Raw genomic sequence first — 16855 nt, forward strand, 5'->3', positions numbered from 1 at the left:
CGCCCGCTCGCCAATCGGGGCGAGAACCAAGGGCACCAGCGGCACGTTCGACGCGTCCGGCCGTTGTTGGACGATCCGTTCAACAGGAGCCTTTATGACTGATCCGCGCTTCAGCCAGCCGACCAGCTTCCCCGACGAGCCGCAGCAGCCCCGGCCGGGCACGACGACAGCGATGCGGACCAAGCCCGATCACGGCGAGGAGAGTTACGTTGGGAAGGGGTTGTTGGTGGACAAGGTGGCGCTCGTCACCGGCGGTGATTCGGGGATCGGGCGGGCGGTCGCGATCGCCTACGCGCGCGAAGGGGCCGATGTCGCGATCTCCTACCTGGCCGAGGAACAGGCGGACGCGGAGGAAACGCGTGCCTGGGTCGAGCGGGCGGGACGCCGTTGCCTGCTGCTGCCGGGCGACCTGCGTGACCGCGACCATTGCGCGGCGCTGGTGACGCGCACGGTAGATGAGCTCGGGCGGATCGACATTCTGGTCAACAATGCCGCGGCGCAGACGATGAACGAGGGGCTGGAGACGGTCGACGACGACGAGATGCAGGGCGCGTTCTCCGCCAACGTGTTCGCGATGATCCGCCTCGCCAAGGCCGCGGTGCCGCACATGCCGCCCGAATCCGCGATCGTGAACACCACCAGCGAGCAGGCGAAGGTCGCGGGCAAGAACATGATCGTCTACGCCGCGACCAAGGGCGCGATCTCCAGCCTGACCGTCGGGCTGTCGAACCTGCTGGTGGAACAGGGTATTCGCGTCAACGCGGTGGCGCCGGGGCCGGTGTGGACGCCGATCCAGCCGATCGCCAAGTCGCCCGAGGAACTGGAGACGCTGGGCCAGAACACGCCGCTGGGCCGCGCTGGGCAGCCCGCCGAGCTCGCCCCCGCCTTCGTGCTGCTCGCCTCCGCCGAGGGTAGCTACATGTCGGGCGCGATCGTGGCGGTCACCGGCGGCGTGCCGATCGGCTGACGGCGGGGAGCGGGAACCCGCCGCGTCGTCGAAGCGTCGGGGCGCCATGGACGACGCCGCCGAACTGCAATTGCCCGCACGCGCCTTCGACAAGCAGGACGATGGGTCCGACCTCGCCTTCTACGCGCCGGCGCGGCTGGTCACGCACATCGACGACGGCGCGATCGCGGCGCTGAGCGACTATTACGAGTCGCTGCTCACGCCGGGTCAGCGCGTGCTCGACCTGATGTCGAGCTGGGTCAGCCACCTGCCCGACGATCTCGATCTGGAGGTCGTCGGGCACGGGATGAACGCGGAGGAGCTCGCCGCCAATCCCCGGCTCGGCCGCTGGTTCGTGCAGGACCTGAACCAGGACACGCAACTGCCCGAGCGCGACGCGGCGTTCGACGCCGTCCTGATCTGCGTCGGCGTGCAATATCTGCAACGCCCGCTCGCGGTGCTGCGCGAGGTGCGGCGCGTGCTCCAACCCGGCGGCATCGTGGTCGCGAGCTATTCCAATCGCTGTTTCCCGACCAAGGCGGTCGCGGTGTGGCGCGCGCTCGACATGGAAGGACAGGCCGCGCTGATCCGGCGCTACCTCGACGCCGCCGGCTTCCACGACATCGAAGCGACGGTGCTGGCGGATGGCCGGTCGAGCGACCCGTTGATCGCGGTCGTCGCGCGCGCCTGAACCGCGAAACATCGGCGACACGGCAGGAACGCCTCGCTCGGGCAGGCGATCGGGGTGCGAACGGCACGCTTGCCGTCGCCGCGGCGGCGTTCTAGCGCGGGGACGTCGCAACGAGAAGGATGTGGTGGTGCGCAAGGGGATGATGCTGGCGGTCGCCGCGATGCTGTCGAGCGCGGCTTTCGGACAATCGACGCCCCCCGCGATCGTCGCCGACGCGGCGGCGCCCAAGGGCCGATTGCCCGACACGGCGGTACCCAAGGCCTACCGGCTCGATTTCACCATCCTGCCCGAGGCGGAGCGGTTCAGCGGCCACGGCGAGATCGACGTGACGCTGAAGCGGTCGACCAGCCGGCTCTACCTGCACGGCCGCGACCTGGCCGTGTCGAAGGTCGTAGCGCGCGTCGGAAACACGAGCGTGCCTGCCACCTTCACCCAGGTCGACGCGACCGGCACCGCGCGGCTGGACTTCGCGCGCGCCATCCCCGCGGGCGCGGCGACGTTGGTGTTCGACTATACCGGTCGGTTCGGCAACGACGCCGCCGGCCTCTACCACGTCAAGGTCGCGGACCGCTGGTACAGCTGGACCCAATTCGAGAGCATCGACGCGCGCGCCGCCTTCCCCTCGTTCGACGAGCCCGGCTTCAAGCAGCCGTTCACGATCACCGTCACCACCCACCCCGGCATGACCGTGGTGAGCAACAGCCCGGAAACCGGCGTGACCAAGGTGGCGGGTGGCATGGAGAAGCACGGCTTCGCCCCCACCAAGCCGCTGCCCACCTACCTGGTCGCGATCGACACCGGACCGTTCGTGCGCCGCACCGGGACGATCGCGCCGACGCCGGAGCGCAACTGGCCGATGCCGTACGGCGGGGTGGCGACGCGGCCGCAGGCGGACAAGATGGATTATGTGATGGCGGAAACGCCGCGCATCGTCGGGCTGCTCGAACGCTATTTCGGTGAAGCCTTCCCCTTCCCCAAGCTCGACCAGATCGGGTCGCCGATCATGCCCGGCGCGATGGAGAATGCGGGCGCCGACACCTACGGCGACGGCATCATCTTCCTCGATCGCAACGCCACGACGGGCGACAAGAAGGAATTCGGCATGGTGGTCAGCCACGAGCTGGCGCACCAATGGTTCGGCGACCTCGTTTCTCCGGAATGGTGGAGCGACCTGTGGCTGAACGAGAGCTTCGCCAATTGGATGGGCTATCGCATCGCCAACGAGTGGCGGCCCGAGCTCGGCATCGGCGTCGGCGCGCTCGCCGAAGGGTTCGCGGCGATGAACACCGACGCGCTGGAGGTCGGTCGTCCGATCCACCAGCCGATCACCGAGAACAGCCAGATCGACGCTGCGTTCGACAGCATCACCTACGGCAAGGGCGGGCAGGTCGTCGCCATGATCGCGGCGTACCTGGGCGACGACAAGTTCAAGGAAGGCGTGCGGCTGCACCTGCGTCGCCACGCCTACGGCAACGCCTCGTCCGAGCAGTTCTTCCGGTCGATCGCCGATGCCGCGCACGACCCCAAGATCCTGGCGTCGCTGACCAGCTTCGTCGACCAGCAGGGGGTGCCGGTGGTCGACGTTCGGCGCAGCGGCGGGACGATCACCGCGACGCAGTCGCGCTACGCCTTCATCGGCTCGACCCCCAAGCCACTCACCTGGACGATCCCGTTCTGCGTGCGCGTCGACGCGGCCAAGCAGTGCGAACTGCTGGACAGCAAGACGACGACGCTGACCGCGCCCGCCGGGCGGGTGGTGATGTCCAACGTCGGCGGCACCGGCTATTACCGCTTCGACCTCGCCCCCGGAGACTGGCAGGCGCTGATCGCCAGCTCGGCGACGCTGTCCGGCGGCGAGGCGGTGGCGAGCATCGACAGCCTATGGGCGTCGTTCCGCGCCGGCCGAGCGCCCGCGGCGTGGCTGATCGCGCAGGCGCGCGCGATGGCGGCCAACCCCGACCCGGCGGCGAGCGTCAACCCGGGCGTGCGGATCGCCGGGCTGCGCGCGCGCGGGCTGATCGCGCCCGCGTCGCTGCCCGCCTATCGCGCACTGATGGCGTCGATCTACACGCCGCGACTGACCGAGCTGGGGTTCGATCCGGCGGTCGGCGCGTACCGCAGCGAGGACCCGCAACGGCAGGAACTGCGCCACCGCCTGGTCGAACTCGTCGCAAACGAGGCGGGTGACGCCGCCACGCGCGCCACGCTGAAGGCGGCGGCGACGCGCTATCTCGGCGGTGACGCGGCGGCACTCGATCCCGGCTTCCTGTCCAGCGCGCTGACGGTGCTCGCGCAGGACGGCGGCCTGCCGGTCGCGCGGACGCTGATCGATCGCGGCCTGGCGAGCGAGGACGCGACGGTGCGGTCGAGCATGCTCGCCGCCGCCGGATCGAGCGGACGCGCCGATGTCGCCAACTATCTGCTGGCGCTCGACGATCCGCGGATGCGCGGTTTCGATCGGTTGCGGTTGATCTTCGGCGTCGTCGGCACGGTCGAGACGCGGGACCTGGGGACCGAGTGGGTGCTGGCCAACTACGATCGGCTGATCGCGGGCGCGAACGGCGTGTTCATCACCACGCGACTGCCGTCCGCCTTCGCGACGCAATGCGGTGCCGACCGCGCCGCGAGTATCGACGCGAAGGTCGGCCCGGCGATCCGCAAGGCGGACATCGGATTGCTCGCCTATCAGCGCACGCTGGAGACGATCCGGCTGTGCGGCGCGCTGCGGGACGCGAAGGCGGGTGAGATCGCGGCGGCGGTCACGGCCGCGGGCCGGTAGCGCGGCGCGCCCCTCGTCGCGTCCGGGCAGCGCGGGCATCGGTGATCGGCCATGAGATGATCGGCGGACGTGGGCGACACCCTGCTTGGGTCGTGCAGCGGCAGTAGCGACGCGCCACCTGAATGGCTCGCTACTGCGACGACGCGGTGAGCGGCCAGGCGCGTCGGGTGAGCGGATGTTTGGGAAGTTGTGCGATCTGCCTGACGCACCGCCCTTCGTCCCCCCAGACCTGATCCGGGGTCCCGCTTTCTCGAAAAGGCAGCAAAAGGCAGCAAAAGGCAGCGGGATCCCGGATCAAGTCCGGGATGACGGAACGCAAAAATTTGTCGAAAACCGCCCTAGTTCGTCGGCAGCGCGATCTCGAACAACGTCGGCCACAGCTTGCCCGTGACGAACAGGCGGCGCTTGGCGGCGTCCCAGGCGATGCCGTTCGCGACCGCTTCGGGGTTGGTCGCCGCGACTTCGGCGACGATCGGGCGCAGGTCGACGATCGCGGACACGATGCCGGTCGCGGGATCGATCCGCAGCAGGAACGGCGTGTGCCACACGTTGGCCAGCAGCTGCCCGTCGACCCATTCGAGCTCGTTCAGCTGCGTCACCGCGCGGCCGCGCAGGGTGACGGTCACGCGGCGCTGCTCGGCGAGGGTCGCGGGATCGTGGAAGAACAGCGTCGCGGAGCCGTCCGAGCGGATCAGCGTGCGACCGTCGCTCGTCAGGCCCCAGCCCTCGCCGTCGTAGCGCGCGGTGCCGAGCGACTTGAGCGTGCGCGCCGACCAGAGGTGCGCGACCCCGTCGTGCCACGTCAGGCTGACCAGCCGGTCCTTGTAGGCCGCCAGCCCTTCACCGAACTGCGCGGGCGGGATCACGGCGCGCTGCGCGACCTTGCCGGTGGCGAGATCGACGCGGCGCACGTCGGAGCGCCCCTCCAGACCGACGCTCTCGTACAGCGCGCCGTCGTGCCACACGAGCCCCTCGGTGAACGCCTGCGCGTCGTGCGGGAAGCGCGCGACGATGCGCGCGGCGAGCAGCGGCGGGTCGGTGACCGCCGACGGCGGGGTGGTCGGCGCGGCGGCGGTAGCGGGTGCGGGCGCGGCCTGAACGCGTGCGGGTGTCTCGGGCGCGCGCAGCGTCAGCGCGGCGCCGGTGGCAGCGAGCGCGACCGTGGGGATGACCAACCAGCGCAATCTCATGCCTCGAACTCCCTCACGCCTCACATTACTCCCCGCTCATGCTTGCGCGCGCTCGGCGTTTTCATTGCATCACGTCACCGGATGAGCCCGGCCCGTTGCAACGAGAACGGCCCGCCCGACATGACGCCGGGCGGGCCGCTACTCAACCGCTCATTTCAGGCGATCGGCTGAAGCCGATCAGCTGCCCGAGGCGAGGTTCACTGCCGCATACTTGCCGCGACGATCGACCTCGATCTCGAAGCTGAGACGGTCGCCCTCGTTGAGCGTCGGCATGCCGGCGCGCTCGACCGCCGAGATGTGGACGAACGCGTCGGGCTGCCCGTCGTCGCGCTGAATAAAGCCGAAGCCCTTCATCGCGTTGAAGAACTTGACCGTGCCGGTCGCCTTCTCACCGGTCAGCGAACGCTGCGGTGCGCCACCGGCGCCGCCGCGCGGACCCTGGCCACCGAAACCGCCGTCGCGCGGGGGTGCGCGATCGGTGACGGGCATCGGCTCGCCGTCGATCTTGAGGTCGGTCGCCGAGATGCGGCCACCGCGGTCGACCAGGGTGAAGCCGAGCGGCTGACCCTCTGCGAGACCGGAGAGGCCGGCCTGCTCGACCGCCGAGATGTGCACGAACACGTCCTCGCCGCCGTCGTCGCGCACGACGAAGCCGAAGCCCTTCTGCGCGTTGAAGAACTTGACCACGCCGGTACCCTCGCCGACGACCTGCGGGGGCATGCCGCGGCCACCGCCGCCGCCACCACCGAAGCCGCCACCGCCGCCGCGAAAACCACCGCCGCCGCCGCCGCCGCCGAAGCCACCGCCGCCGAAGCCGCCGCGGTTGCCGCCGCCGAAGCCGCCGCTACCGCCGCCAAAGCCGCCGCCGCCGAAGCCGCCGCGGTCGCTGTCGAACCCGCCGCCGCCGAAGCCGCCGCCGAAATCACCGCCACCGCCACCGAAATCGTCGCGCTTGTCGCGCCCACGCCCACCGCGTGCACCGCGGCCGCCCTTGTCGTAACCCATAACCCTGTTCAACTTCCCGGTCCGCCCGTCGCATCCGTTACGAGAACCACGCACAGGACGGCGAGCGCGGCTATCGGGGCGCGATCGAATAGGCGCCTTGCCCCTTGCATATCCTATTACGAAGCGCTCCGCGAATCGTTTCGTGCGCCTTTGGGCAGCAAGAAGGCAGTTTCTTCTAAATCTGTCGCAAGTGAAGCACAGCGTATCGCAGGCGCAAGCTTCGGTCGGTACAGTCGAGACCACTCTCGGTGCACGCTGCGTCCAATTAGGAGCCGAATACGCCCGGGCGATACAGCAAGGTGATCGCGACGCGGCGGTTGCGGGGGTCGCCCGGCGCTTGAACGATCATGGGTTCACGATCCGCCACGCCCTCGATCCGGTTGAAGCGCGATTCGGGGATGCCGCCCAGCGCCAGCCGCCGCCTGGTCGCCTCGGCGCGTCCCGAGGAGAGCATCCAATTGTTCATCGCGCGCGGGTCGCCGTAGGGCAGGCTGTCGGTGTGGCCGCGGATCATGATCGGGTTGCCGGTCTCGGCGATGGCCTTGGCCACGGTGCCGATCAGCTCGGACGCGCGCGGGTCGAGCGCGGTGGTGCCGAGCGCGAACATCGAATAATCGGCGTCGTCGACCAGGTCGATCCGCATGCCGTCGGGCGTCATGACGAAGCGGATGTGCTTGGCGAGGCGGGCAAGTTCCGCCTTGCTGGCCATCTGCTTCATGACCTCGCGCTTCAACTTGGCGAAGTTCTTCCGGTCCTCCGCCATCGTTTGGCGCGGACTGCTGCGCATCGAACCTTTGGGGCCGTAACCGTTCTGCGGACCGCCGGTCGATTCGGTCACGGTGGCGAGCGCCTGCATCGCCGACTGGCCCGACTTCGGCCCCAGCCGTTCCTGCGACATCAACGATTCGCCGCCGAACGGACCGACCCCGCCGATCCCCTTCGACTTGGTGTCGATCAGCGTCGGCGCGAAGTAATCGGCGATCCCCTTGCGCTGCTTCTCGGTCGTCGCGCCGAGCAGCCACAAGAGCAGGAAGAACGCCATCATTGCGGTAACGAAATCGGCGTAGGCGACCTTCCACGCGCCGCCATGGTGGCCGCCGTGGCCTTCGATGTAGATTTTCTTGACGATGATCTTGGGCGGCACGTTGGCGCCGTGGGGTGCGCGCGCCATCTTACTTGCCGCGCAGGCCGTCGAACACCTCGGCGAAGCCGGGCTGGTTCTTGTGCTGGATGCCCGAGCGCGCCGCCTCGATCACCAGCGGCTGCGGGTGGCCGTGGAGCGAGGCGATGATGATCTGCTTGACCACGTGGTAAATCGCGGCGTCGGCGTCGATGATCTGCTTCAACCGCCCGGCGAGCGGCGAGACGATGCCGTAGGCGAGCAGCACGCCCATGAAGGTGCCGACCAGCGCCGAGCCGATCATCCCACCCAATATGGACGGCGGCTTGTCGATCGAGCCCATCGTCTTCACGATGCCGAGCACCGCCGCGACAATGCCGAGCGCGGGCAGCGCGTCGGCGAGGCTGGAGAGCGTGGTGTGCGGCCCCTCGACCTCGTGGTGGTGCGTCTTGATCGCATTGTCCATCACGTCCTCGACCGCGTGGACGTCGAGCGTGCCCGAGGAGACGACGACGAGGCGCAGCGTGTCGGCGATCAGGTTGACCAGCGTGTGGTCCTTCAGCAGCCGCGGATATTCGGCGAAGACGGCGGAGGAGGACGGGTCCTCGACGTGCGGTTCGAGGGCGATGGGGCCCTCCATGCGCAACATCTTCATCAACTTCGACACCAGGAAGATGACGTCGAGATAGTCCTGCTTCTTGTACTTCGGGCCCTTGAACACCTTGGCGAGCCCGCCGCCCATCGCCTTCAGTTCCTTGCCGGAATTGCCGATGATGAGCGCGCCCGCCGCGGCGCCGCCGATGATGAGCATCTCGTGCGGGATCGCCTCCATGACGGGGCCGAGCGCACCGCCGGTGATCGCGAAGCCACCGAACACCATGACGAGGAGGACAACGAGGCCGATGCCGGCGAACATGCGCGAATTCCTGAGCTATTCGCCTGCATGGTTAACCGCGGGGTGGTAGCGAAGTGGTTAAGCGCGCGAGAGAAAAGGGCGCGTCACTCGCCGCGCCGACGCGATCAGCGGATATAATCGAACAGCGACAGCGAGGATAGCTTGGAGAAGCTCGCCTGCGTCGCCGACAGGATCGTCATCGTCTTCTGCAATTCAGTGATCGCGGTGGTGACGTCGACGTCCTCCATGTCGGAGCGCGCGGTCTCGCGGTCAGTCGAGACTTGCGTGAAATAGGCGGCTTGCAAATCGACCCGGACCGCGCGCGCGCCGACCGACGCCTGCGCCTGCGTGTTCTGCGCGGCGATGGCGGACAGATCGGCGACGTCGTCGGTCGACGGCGCACCGCCGGCTTCCAGCGTCGCGACCATCGCGGTCAGCACTTCGCCAAGGTCGCGCCCGGCCTTGCCGTCCGCACCCTTGAGCTTGAGCACGTCGCCAGCGGCGACGCTCGGCTGGACGGTCTGCCCGTCGCCGATCGGGATCGCGGTCGGTTGCCCCGCCGCGAAGGCGAGCGCGCCCGAGGCGACCTGCGTCACCGCGGGCGTCTCCGCCTGCCCCGCTGCCAGCACCTCCGACCCGCCGAACAAGGGGGCGCCGCGCGCGTCCCTGGCGTTGGCGAGCCCGACGATGCTGGAGAGTACGTCCTTCAGCTGCGTCGCGATCGCCTTCTTCGCGTCGGCAGACAGCGTACCGTTGCCGGCCTGGACCACGAGCTCGTTCGCCTTCTGCAACTGCTCGCCGATCGAGCCGAGCGTCGAATCGGCCTGCGCGAGCACGGACTGCGCGATCTTGACGTTGGCGCCGAAGGCGACGTCGTTGGCACCCGCGGTGCGCAGGGACTGCAACCGCTGATATGCGACCGGGTCGTCGGAAGGCGCCTGAAGCTTCCTGCCGGTCGACACCTGCGTCTGGAGCACCTCGGCACGCTGCGTCAGCGCGTTCATCGACGCGGCGGAGCGGCCGTAGAAGCCGCCGGCGGATAGACTGACAGACATCAGCGAATCTCCATCAACGACTGGAATACGTCCTTGGCGACCGAGATCACGCGGCTCGACGCCTGGTACGCCTGCTGGAAGCGGAGCAGCTGCACTGCCTCGTCGTCGAGGTTGACCGCGCTGGCGGAGTCGCGCGCGGCGGTGGTGCCGTTCAAGATCGCGCTCTGCGCGTCGCCGACGACCTTGCGGCTGCTGATCGCCGCGGCGTTTCCGGCGACGAGGCCGGTAATGCCGCCCTCGAACCCGCCGCTGGCGCGCGCCGACTGGAGCTTGGCGAGATTACTGCCGTCGCGCGTGCCGCCACCGACCGAGGCCGCGGCGATCTTCGCCGGATCGGTCAGCGCGACGCTCAGCCTGGTCGGGTCGGCCGCGTCATAGGTGAAGAAGTCGGTGCCCGCGTCGTTGGACAGGTCGCGTCCCTCGGCCTGGACCGCGTTGACGCTGTCGGCGAAGTCGCGCGCGGTGTCGGCGACGAGCCCGCGCGTGTCGACGATCCGCTGCGCCGCGTCCGCGATGCCGGCGAGCGAACCGCCGCTCGGCTGGAAGGTCTGCGACTCCTTGCCGCGCGAGAGCGTGAAGGTGACGTTGCCCTGCGCGCTGCGCGCGTAGGAAATGCTGCCCGCGCTGCTGCCCGACACGAGCGTCGGGCCGGCGTCGCCGCCCAGCCTGACGGTCGCGCGGCCCGCGGCGTCGAACGACGCGGAAACGTCGGACAGGCCGCTCATCTGTTCGAGGATCAGGTCGCGCTGATCGGCGAGGCTCGCCGCGCCCGCGCTGCCCGCGCCCGCTCGGCCGAGCCCGTCGTTGACCCGGGCGAGCGACTGCGCGAGCGTGGACAGGCTGGCGGCATCGCCGTCGGCCGTCTGGTCGAGGTCGGCCATCACCTGCGTCAGCGCGCTGCCGGTAGCGGCGAAGCCGGCGGCGACGCTGCCGGCATTCTCCAGCATGACGCTGCGCTGCGCGAGCGAGGCCGGGTCGGCGGCGAGCGCGGTCGCGGCGGTGTAGAAACTGGTGAGGCGCCCCGACACGTCGGCGCCGGTCAGCGCGGTCTGGATGCGGTCGAGCCAGGCGGAGCCCGCCTGCGTGCGCGACAGATCGGCGCCGGCGCTGCGCACCGCCGCCGACCGGATCGCGTCGCCCGCGCGCTGCGTGCCCGATACGGTCACGCCGTAGCCGTTGATCCCCTTGATGCCGGCACCCGACACTTCGGACATCGCCGCGGTGCGACGCGAGTAACCCGCGACGCCCGAGTTGGCGATATTCTCCGACGTGGTCGTCAGCGCGGTCTGGAACGCGCGAACGCCGCTGGCACCGATGGAAAGGAGATCGCTCATTCGGGCAGTGTGCCACCACCCCCGTTAAGATTCGGTTGCGCGCGGCCCAGGAACTCGGTCATCGCGCGACCGATGCCGAGCGGGGTGTGTTCCGCCATCGCCTGCACCGTTTTCTGGTCCTGCATGTCGCGGAACGTGTCGAGCGCCTTGCTGTCGAACAGTGGGTCGGCGAGCTTCGCCTGCCGCATCGATTTGAGCATCATGCCCGTGAACACCGACTCGAACTGCTGGCCCGCCTTGGCGAGGTTCTCCTTGGTGTTCGCGCGCGCGAACGTGCCGGTCGCGGCCGCGGGAGTGAGCGAGGCGGTCGCGCCAGCGCTGTTCGGGGCGATGTTGGGGGTGTCGGTCACAGGACGATCAGCTCCGCCTTGAGTGCGCCCGCTTCCTTCAGCGCTTCCAGGATCGCGACGAGGTCGGCCGGGCTCGCCCCGATCGCGTTCACCGCCTTGACCACGTCCGCCAGCTTGGGGCCGGGGTTGAGGAGGAACATCGGCTTGCGCTCCTCGTCCACCGCGACGCCCGACTTGCGCTCGAGCGCGGTCTGGCCCTGGCTGAACGGTGCGGGCTGGCTGATCCGCTGGTTCTCGTCGATGCGGACGGTCAGCTTGCCGTGGGTCACGGCGGCGGCGCCGACGCGCACCGCGGAGTTGATGACGACGGTGCCGGTGCGCGCGTTGACGATCACCTTGGCGGGCGGTTCGGCCGAGGCGACGTCGAGATTCTCGATCTGGCTCATCAGCCCGGCGCGGATGTCGGCGCCGACCGGCGCGCGCACCGCGACCGAAACGGCGTCGATCGCCTGCGCGGTGCCGAAGCCCAGCCGGCGGTTGATCGCGGCGGCGACATTCTGCGCGGTGGTGAAATCGGCGCGCGCGAGATTGTAGGTGATGAACGGCGTGTCGGCGAACCCGGTCGCGACCGCGCGCTCGACGGTGGCGCCCTCCGGGATACGGCCGGTGGAAGGCACGTTGACGACGATGGTCGATCCGTCGCGTCCTTCCGCGCCGAGCCCGCCGACCGCGAGATTGCCCTGCGCCATCGCGTAGATCTGCCCGTCGGCGCCGAGCAGCGGCGCGAGCACCAGGCTGCCGCCGCGCAGGCTCTTGGCCTTGCCCATCGAGGCGACGGTGATGTCGATCCGCTGTCCGGGCTTGGCGAAGGCGGGCAGGTCGGCGGTGATCATCACCACCGCGGCGTTCTTCAACCCCGGATTGACGCCCGCAGGGAGTTGTAGCCCGAAACGCGACGCGACCGCCTTCACCGACTGCACGGTATATTCGAGGTTGTCGTCGCCCGTGCCGGGCAGGCCGACGACGATGCCGTAGCCGGTCAGCTGGTTCGAGCGGATGCCCTGGAACCCGCCCAGGTCCTTGATGCGATCGGCGTGCGCGGGCGCGGCGAGCGCGACCAGCGCCAGCGCGGCCGCGAGGACGTGGCGAGCGAGCGAGCGGACGGGGGTGAAGGCTGTCATGATGGGTGAACCTAGACGGGTCATGGTTACCGGCGCGTCAACGCGAGCGAGTCAGAACGGCGAGATCACGCTGAAGAAGCGCGACAGCCAGCCCTGCCGGCTGGCGCGGGCGACGTCGCCCTTGCCGGTATAGGCGATCTGCGCGTCGGCGACTCGGGTGGAGGGGACGCGGTTGTTGACGTCGACGTCCGCCATGCGCACCAGACCCTTGATCTGGAGGTATTCGTCGCCGCGGTTGAGCGTCACGCGCTTCTGTCCCTGCACCAGCATCGTGCCGTTGGGATAGACCTGCGCGACGGTGACCGAGACCTCGCCCGAGAGCGAGTTGGCCTGGTCGGCGCTGCCCTGCCCGTTGAAGTTGCGATTGCCGCTGGCGCGGATCGAGTTCGGGTCGATGAACGACAGCGGCCCGGTGGCGGGCGGGGTCAGTCCCCCTGCCCCGTTAGAGTCGAGCTTGGACGAGGCGGTCTTCGACGCGGCGGTGCGCTCCACCAGCACGATGGTCAGCGGGTCGCCGACGCGGCGCGCGCGCCAGCCCTCGGTCAGCGCGCCGTAGCCGTCGGCGACGCGAAAGATCGCGCCGTCGGCGGGCGGCGGTGCGGCGGGCACGATCGGCGCGCGCATCGCGGTGAAATCCTCCGGCGGCTTCTTCGCGCCGAACAGCTTCGCGTCGGCCGCCAACGGCACCACCGCGGCGGCGACGAGCGCCGCGGCGGTCGCGCCGAGCGCGAGTTCGATCCAGTGCGCGGCGACGGCATGGTGCATGCGGCTGGCCATCAGATGTTCTGGTTCACGTACTTGAGCATCTCGTCGGTCGCCGAGATCATCTTGGAATTGACCTCGTACGCGCGCTGCGTCTCGATCATGTCGACCAGCTCCTCGACGACGTTGACGTTGGATGCCTCCAGCGCGCCCTGGCGCACCTTGCCGCGGCCGTCCTCGCCCGCGATGCCGAGGTTGGCGGCACCCGAGGAGGCGGTCTCGCGCAGGTAATTGTCGCCGGTGCTCTGCAGGCCCGCGGCGTTGGGGAAGCTGGCGACCTGGATCTGGCCGAGGTTCTGCGCCTCGGTCTGCCCCGGCACGGTCGCCGACACGGTGCCGTCGAGCCCGATCGTCACCTGCGTCGCGTTGGGCGGGATGTTGATGCCAGGCATCACCTGATAGCCCTCGCTGGTGATCAGCTGACCCTCCGGCGAGCGCGAGAAATTGCCCGCGCGGGTGTAGCCGAGCTCGCCGCCGGGCAGCTGCACCTGGAAATAGCCGTCGCCGTCGAGCATCATGTCGAGCGAGTTGCCGGTCTGCTGCGTAGCACCCTGCGTGTCCATCCGCGCGGTGCCCTGCACGCGCACGCCGGTGCCCAGGTTCAGGCCCGTCGCGTACTTGCTCTCCGCGCTCGACGCCGCACCCGCGGCGGTCACGACCTGGTACGACAACGTTTCGAACGCCGCGCGGTCGCGCTTGTAGCCCGTCGTGTTCACGTTCGCGAGGTTGTTCGAGATGACGCGCATTCGCATGTCCTGGGCGTCGAGCCCGGTGCGCGCGATGTGCATGGCGGCGGTGGTCATGGGCGGGTTCCTGTTCGTTCGGTTCTAGCGGGGGGCAGGTGGGTCAGCGCGGCGGTGCTAACTGGGGAGCCGCATCAGCGACGCGCTCGATTCGTCCATCGACTTGGCTTCCTTCAGCAGGTTGGCCTGCACTTCGTAGCTGCGCTGGTTCTCGATCATGTCGACCAGCGCCTTGGTCATGTCGACGTTGGAGCCCTCGAGCGCGCCGGAGGCGAGCTTTGCATCCAGGTTCTCGGGCAGGTTGCCGCCGCCCTTGACGTGGAGGAGGTTGTCGAGCCCCTTCACCGTGGTCGAGCCCTTGTCGGAGACGAGCTTGATCTTGTCGATGATCGTGGTCTCGGTCGCCGCGGCGCCGAGCGGGACGATCGAGATCGAGCCGTCGCCCGCGATCGACAGCGACTGATACGGTGGTATCGTGATCGGTCCCGACTGCCCCATCACCAGATAGCCGTCGCCGGTCTGGAGCGTGCCCGACTGTGTCACCGACAGGTCGCCGCGCCGCGTGTATGCTTCCGATCCGTCGGCGGCCTGCACCGCGAGCCACGTGTCGTTGCCGGTCATCGCGACATCGAGGTTGCGCCCGGTCTGCTGGATCGCGCCGGGCGTGCGGTCCGCGTCGGTCACCTCCTCCGCGGTCGGTTGCCGCGCCGAGATCGCCTGCGTGCCGTCCGACAGCGTGATGCGGTCGAACACGACGCGGTCGGCGCGAAAGCCGGTGGTGGACGCGTTCGCCATGTTGTTGGCGATCGCCGCCTGCGCCGCCATCTGCGCGCGCAGGCCGGTCGCCGCGGTGTAGACGAGCTTGTCCACCTATCCTGCTCCCTGCCCCGGCTCGATTACGCGCGGATGTTGAAGATGGTCTGCGAGATCTGGCTCGCGGTATCGAGCGCCTTCGAGTTCGCCTGGAAGTTGCGCTGCGCGGAGATCAGGTTGACCAGCTCTTCGGTGATGTCGACGTTCGAGCCCTCGATCGTGCCCGACATCAGCTTGCCGAAACCGTTCTCGTTCGCGCTGCCGATCGTCGCCGAGCCCGACAAACCAGTCGAGGTCCAGTAATTGCCGCCGTTCTGCTTCAATCCGGTCGGGTTGACGAAGTTCGCCAGCGCGACCTTGCCCAGCTTGACGCTGTCGCCGTTCGAGTAGCTGGCGGTGATGATCCCGGTCTCGTCGACCGCGACGCCGGAGAACTCGCCCTTCGCGCGGCCGTCCTGGCTGCGCGAGACGACCGAGAACGGCTGTTTGGCAGCGGTGCTGCCGGCCAGGTCGAGCGTGATCGTGCGCTGCGCCGCACTGCCCGCGCCGGTTGCAGGGGCAGTCGCGAGCGCGATCGCCCCGTTCGGCGACGTCATGTTGCCGTCGCCGTCGAAGGTCACCTTGGTGCCCTGCCCGGTGTTGAGCGGCGCACCGGCGGCGTAGCTGTACATCGTCCACGAGGTCGCGCCCGACGCGTCGTTCGGCGCGTCCTTGACGAAATAGTTGGTCAGCGTGGTCGTGTTGCCCTTGTCGTCGACGATCGAGGTGCTGGTCGACGTATTGTAGGTCGACGGATCCTCGGGCTTGAACGGAGCCGAGATGCCCGTCGCCGCGGCGTTCAGCTTCATCTTGAGCGTCACCGCACCGGTCGCGACCGGTTCACCGCTGTTGAGCGGGATGCGCACGTCGCCGACCTTGCTGTTCGCGGGCACGGTGCCGTCACTCTCTACCGCATAGGCCTGCAACCGGCTGCCCTGCGAGTCGGTGATGAAGCGATTGGGATCGACCGAAAAGGCGCCGTTGCGCGTGTACGCCTGCGTGCCGACCGCGTTGGGCATCTTGACCGCGAAGAAACCGTCGCCCGCGACCGTCAGGTCGAGGCTGTTTCCCGTCGTCTGCAGGCTGCCCTCGCTGAACTGCTGGCGATTTTCCTGCAACACCGCGCCCGAGCCGACCATGCGGCGCGGGTCGGAGGTGAAGTTCGACGCCATCACGTCGGCGAACTCGCTGCGCGACTTTTTGAAGCCGTTGGTCGACACGTTGGCGAGGTTGTGGCTGATCGTGGAAAGGTCGGTCTGCGCGGCCTGGAGGCCCGATAGCGAGGTGTAGAAGGACATAAGGGTTACTCCGAGGAAGGGGTGAAAACGGGAGAAGATGGTGGAAAATCAGCCGATCTGGCGAACGGCGCTGGCGGGAATCTCCCCCAGTCCGGGTGCGGTGAGCATCGTCTGACCGGTGGCGGTGGAGACGGACTGGACCGGCGCCCAGACGAGGTTGGTCGCGGACACGAACTTACCCTCGTTCGACGCCGCCACGCTGACGGTGAACGGCCCCGCGCCCGCGTCCTCGCCTGCGTCGGTGCGGCCGTCCCAGTCGTAGCTGACGGTGCCGCCCGCCTGCGCGCCCAGCGACAGGTTTTTCAGCACCATGCCGTTCGCGTCGGTGATCGTGACGCCGACGTCGCTCGCCGCGCCACCCAGCTCGATCGCGCCCGCGATCCCGCCCGAGGTGCGCGCGTAAGCGGTGGTGCCCGGCGTCAGCACGGTCTTGCCGATGTAGCTGACCGCGTCGGCGGTGGTCGTCGCGCCGAGCTTGTCCGAGATCGCCTGCAGCGTCGTCGACATCTGCGTGATGCCGGCGAGCGAGGAGAATTGCGCCATCTGCGCGACCATCTGCGTGTTGTCGACCGGGTTGAACGGATCCTGATTCTTCATCTGCGCGGTCATCAGCTTCAGGAAGTCGCCCTGGTCGAGCGTCGTCTTGGCGCCCGTCAGCGCCTTGGTGGCGTTGGTCGCGGCGCTGGTGCCGGTGGTGTTGGTGATCACTGGCAT

General features: G+C 68.9%; 16 protein-coding genes. 3 read left to right on the forward strand and 13 right to left on the reverse strand.

The window, feature by feature from the left end; all coding sequences use genetic code 11:
- The first annotated feature begins 94 nt into the window (after window positions 1-94).
- The 3 genes from ACFDS6_RS01315 (at window position 95) to ACFDS6_RS01325 (ending at window position 4416) form a co-directional block, all read left to right on the forward strand.
- Window positions 95-967, forward strand: a complete 873-nt coding sequence (locus tag ACFDS6_RS01315; protein WP_375270304.1) for an SDR family oxidoreductase — start codon at window positions 95-97, stop codon at window positions 965-967.
- 46 nt (window positions 968-1013) lie between these two features.
- Window positions 1014-1637 carry a methyltransferase domain-containing protein gene (locus ACFDS6_RS01320; protein ID WP_375270305.1) on the forward strand — a complete coding sequence of 208 codons (624 nt, stop codon included), beginning with the start codon at window positions 1014-1016 and terminating at the stop codon, window positions 1635-1637.
- Between the two features lie 127 nt (window positions 1638-1764).
- The gene (locus ACFDS6_RS01325; RefSeq protein WP_375270306.1) at window positions 1765-4416 is read left to right on the forward strand and encodes a M1 family metallopeptidase; all 2652 of its coding nucleotides are present in this window, start codon (window positions 1765-1767) and stop codon (window positions 4414-4416) included.
- A 338-nt stretch (window positions 4417-4754) separates the two neighbouring features.
- Here the strand turns inward: ACFDS6_RS01325 and ACFDS6_RS01330 are convergent, their stop codons facing one another.
- The 13 genes from ACFDS6_RS01330 to ACFDS6_RS01390 all read right to left on the reverse strand — a co-directional run bounded on the left by ACFDS6_RS01330 (window position 4755) and on the right by ACFDS6_RS01390 (window position 16855).
- Window positions 4755-5606, reverse strand: a complete 852-nt coding sequence (locus ACFDS6_RS01330) for a glutaminyl-peptide cyclotransferase (RefSeq protein ID WP_375270307.1) — start codon at window positions 5604-5606, stop codon at window positions 4755-4757.
- A 177-nt stretch (window positions 5607-5783) separates the two neighbouring features.
- Window positions 5784-6611: a cold-shock protein gene (locus ACFDS6_RS01335; protein ID WP_375270308.1), complete on the reverse strand. Its 828-nt coding sequence runs from the start codon at window positions 6609-6611 to the stop codon at window positions 5784-5786.
- Between the two features lie 265 nt (window positions 6612-6876).
- Entirely contained in the window at window positions 6877-7782 is a 906-nt protein-coding gene (locus ACFDS6_RS01340) for a flagellar motor protein MotB (RefSeq protein ID WP_375270309.1), read from the reverse strand.
- Window position 7783: 1 nt separating this feature from the next.
- Complete coding sequence (gene motA, locus ACFDS6_RS01345) at window positions 7784-8647, reverse strand: flagellar motor stator protein MotA (protein WP_375270310.1); 864 nt, start codon at window positions 8645-8647, stop codon at window positions 7784-7786.
- Window positions 8648-8751: 104 nt separating this feature from the next.
- On the reverse strand, window positions 8752-9681 hold the full coding sequence (flgL, locus tag ACFDS6_RS01350) for a flagellar hook-associated protein FlgL (protein WP_375270311.1): 930 nt from the start codon (window positions 9679-9681) through the stop codon (window positions 8752-8754).
- Window positions 9681-11015: a flagellar hook-associated protein FlgK gene (gene flgK, locus ACFDS6_RS01355; RefSeq protein ID WP_375270312.1), complete on the reverse strand. Its 1335-nt coding sequence runs from the start codon at window positions 11013-11015 to the stop codon at window positions 9681-9683. Before flgK ends, flgL begins: the two co-directional genes overlap by 1 nt.
- A complete protein-coding gene (locus tag ACFDS6_RS01360) occupies window positions 11012-11365 on the reverse strand; it encodes a rod-binding protein (RefSeq protein WP_375270313.1) in 354 nt (117 codons plus the stop codon). Before ACFDS6_RS01360 ends, flgK begins: the two co-directional genes overlap by 4 nt.
- Window positions 11362-12486, reverse strand: a complete 1125-nt coding sequence (locus ACFDS6_RS01365) for a flagellar basal body P-ring protein FlgI (protein ID WP_375270314.1) — start codon at window positions 12484-12486, stop codon at window positions 11362-11364. Before ACFDS6_RS01365 ends, ACFDS6_RS01360 begins: the two co-directional genes overlap by 4 nt.
- 51 nt (window positions 12487-12537) lie before the next feature.
- The gene (locus ACFDS6_RS01370; RefSeq protein WP_375270315.1) at window positions 12538-13263 is read right to left on the reverse strand and encodes a flagellar basal body L-ring protein FlgH; all 726 of its coding nucleotides are present in this window, start codon (window positions 13261-13263) and stop codon (window positions 12538-12540) included.
- Window positions 13263-14051, reverse strand: a complete 789-nt coding sequence (gene flgG / locus ACFDS6_RS01375) for a flagellar basal-body rod protein FlgG (RefSeq protein WP_375270316.1) — start codon at window positions 14049-14051, stop codon at window positions 13263-13265. The genes ACFDS6_RS01370 and flgG overlap by 1 nt, the downstream gene beginning before the upstream one ends.
- Window positions 14052-14108: 57 nt before the next feature.
- Entirely contained in the window at window positions 14109-14861 is a 753-nt protein-coding gene (locus ACFDS6_RS01380) for a flagellar basal body rod protein FlgF (protein WP_375270317.1), read from the reverse strand.
- A 26-nt stretch (window positions 14862-14887) separates the two neighbouring features.
- Complete coding sequence (locus ACFDS6_RS01385) at window positions 14888-16141, reverse strand: flagellar hook protein FlgE (RefSeq protein ID WP_375270318.1); 1254 nt, start codon at window positions 16139-16141, stop codon at window positions 14888-14890.
- Between the two features lie 48 nt (window positions 16142-16189).
- On the reverse strand, window positions 16190-16855 hold the full coding sequence (locus tag ACFDS6_RS01390; RefSeq protein ID WP_375270319.1) for a flagellar hook assembly protein FlgD: 666 nt from the start codon (window positions 16853-16855) through the stop codon (window positions 16190-16192).

Source organism: Sphingomonas sp., assembly GCF_042095875.1.
Classification (GTDB): Bacteria; Pseudomonadota; Alphaproteobacteria; order Sphingomonadales; family Sphingomonadaceae; genus Sphingomonas.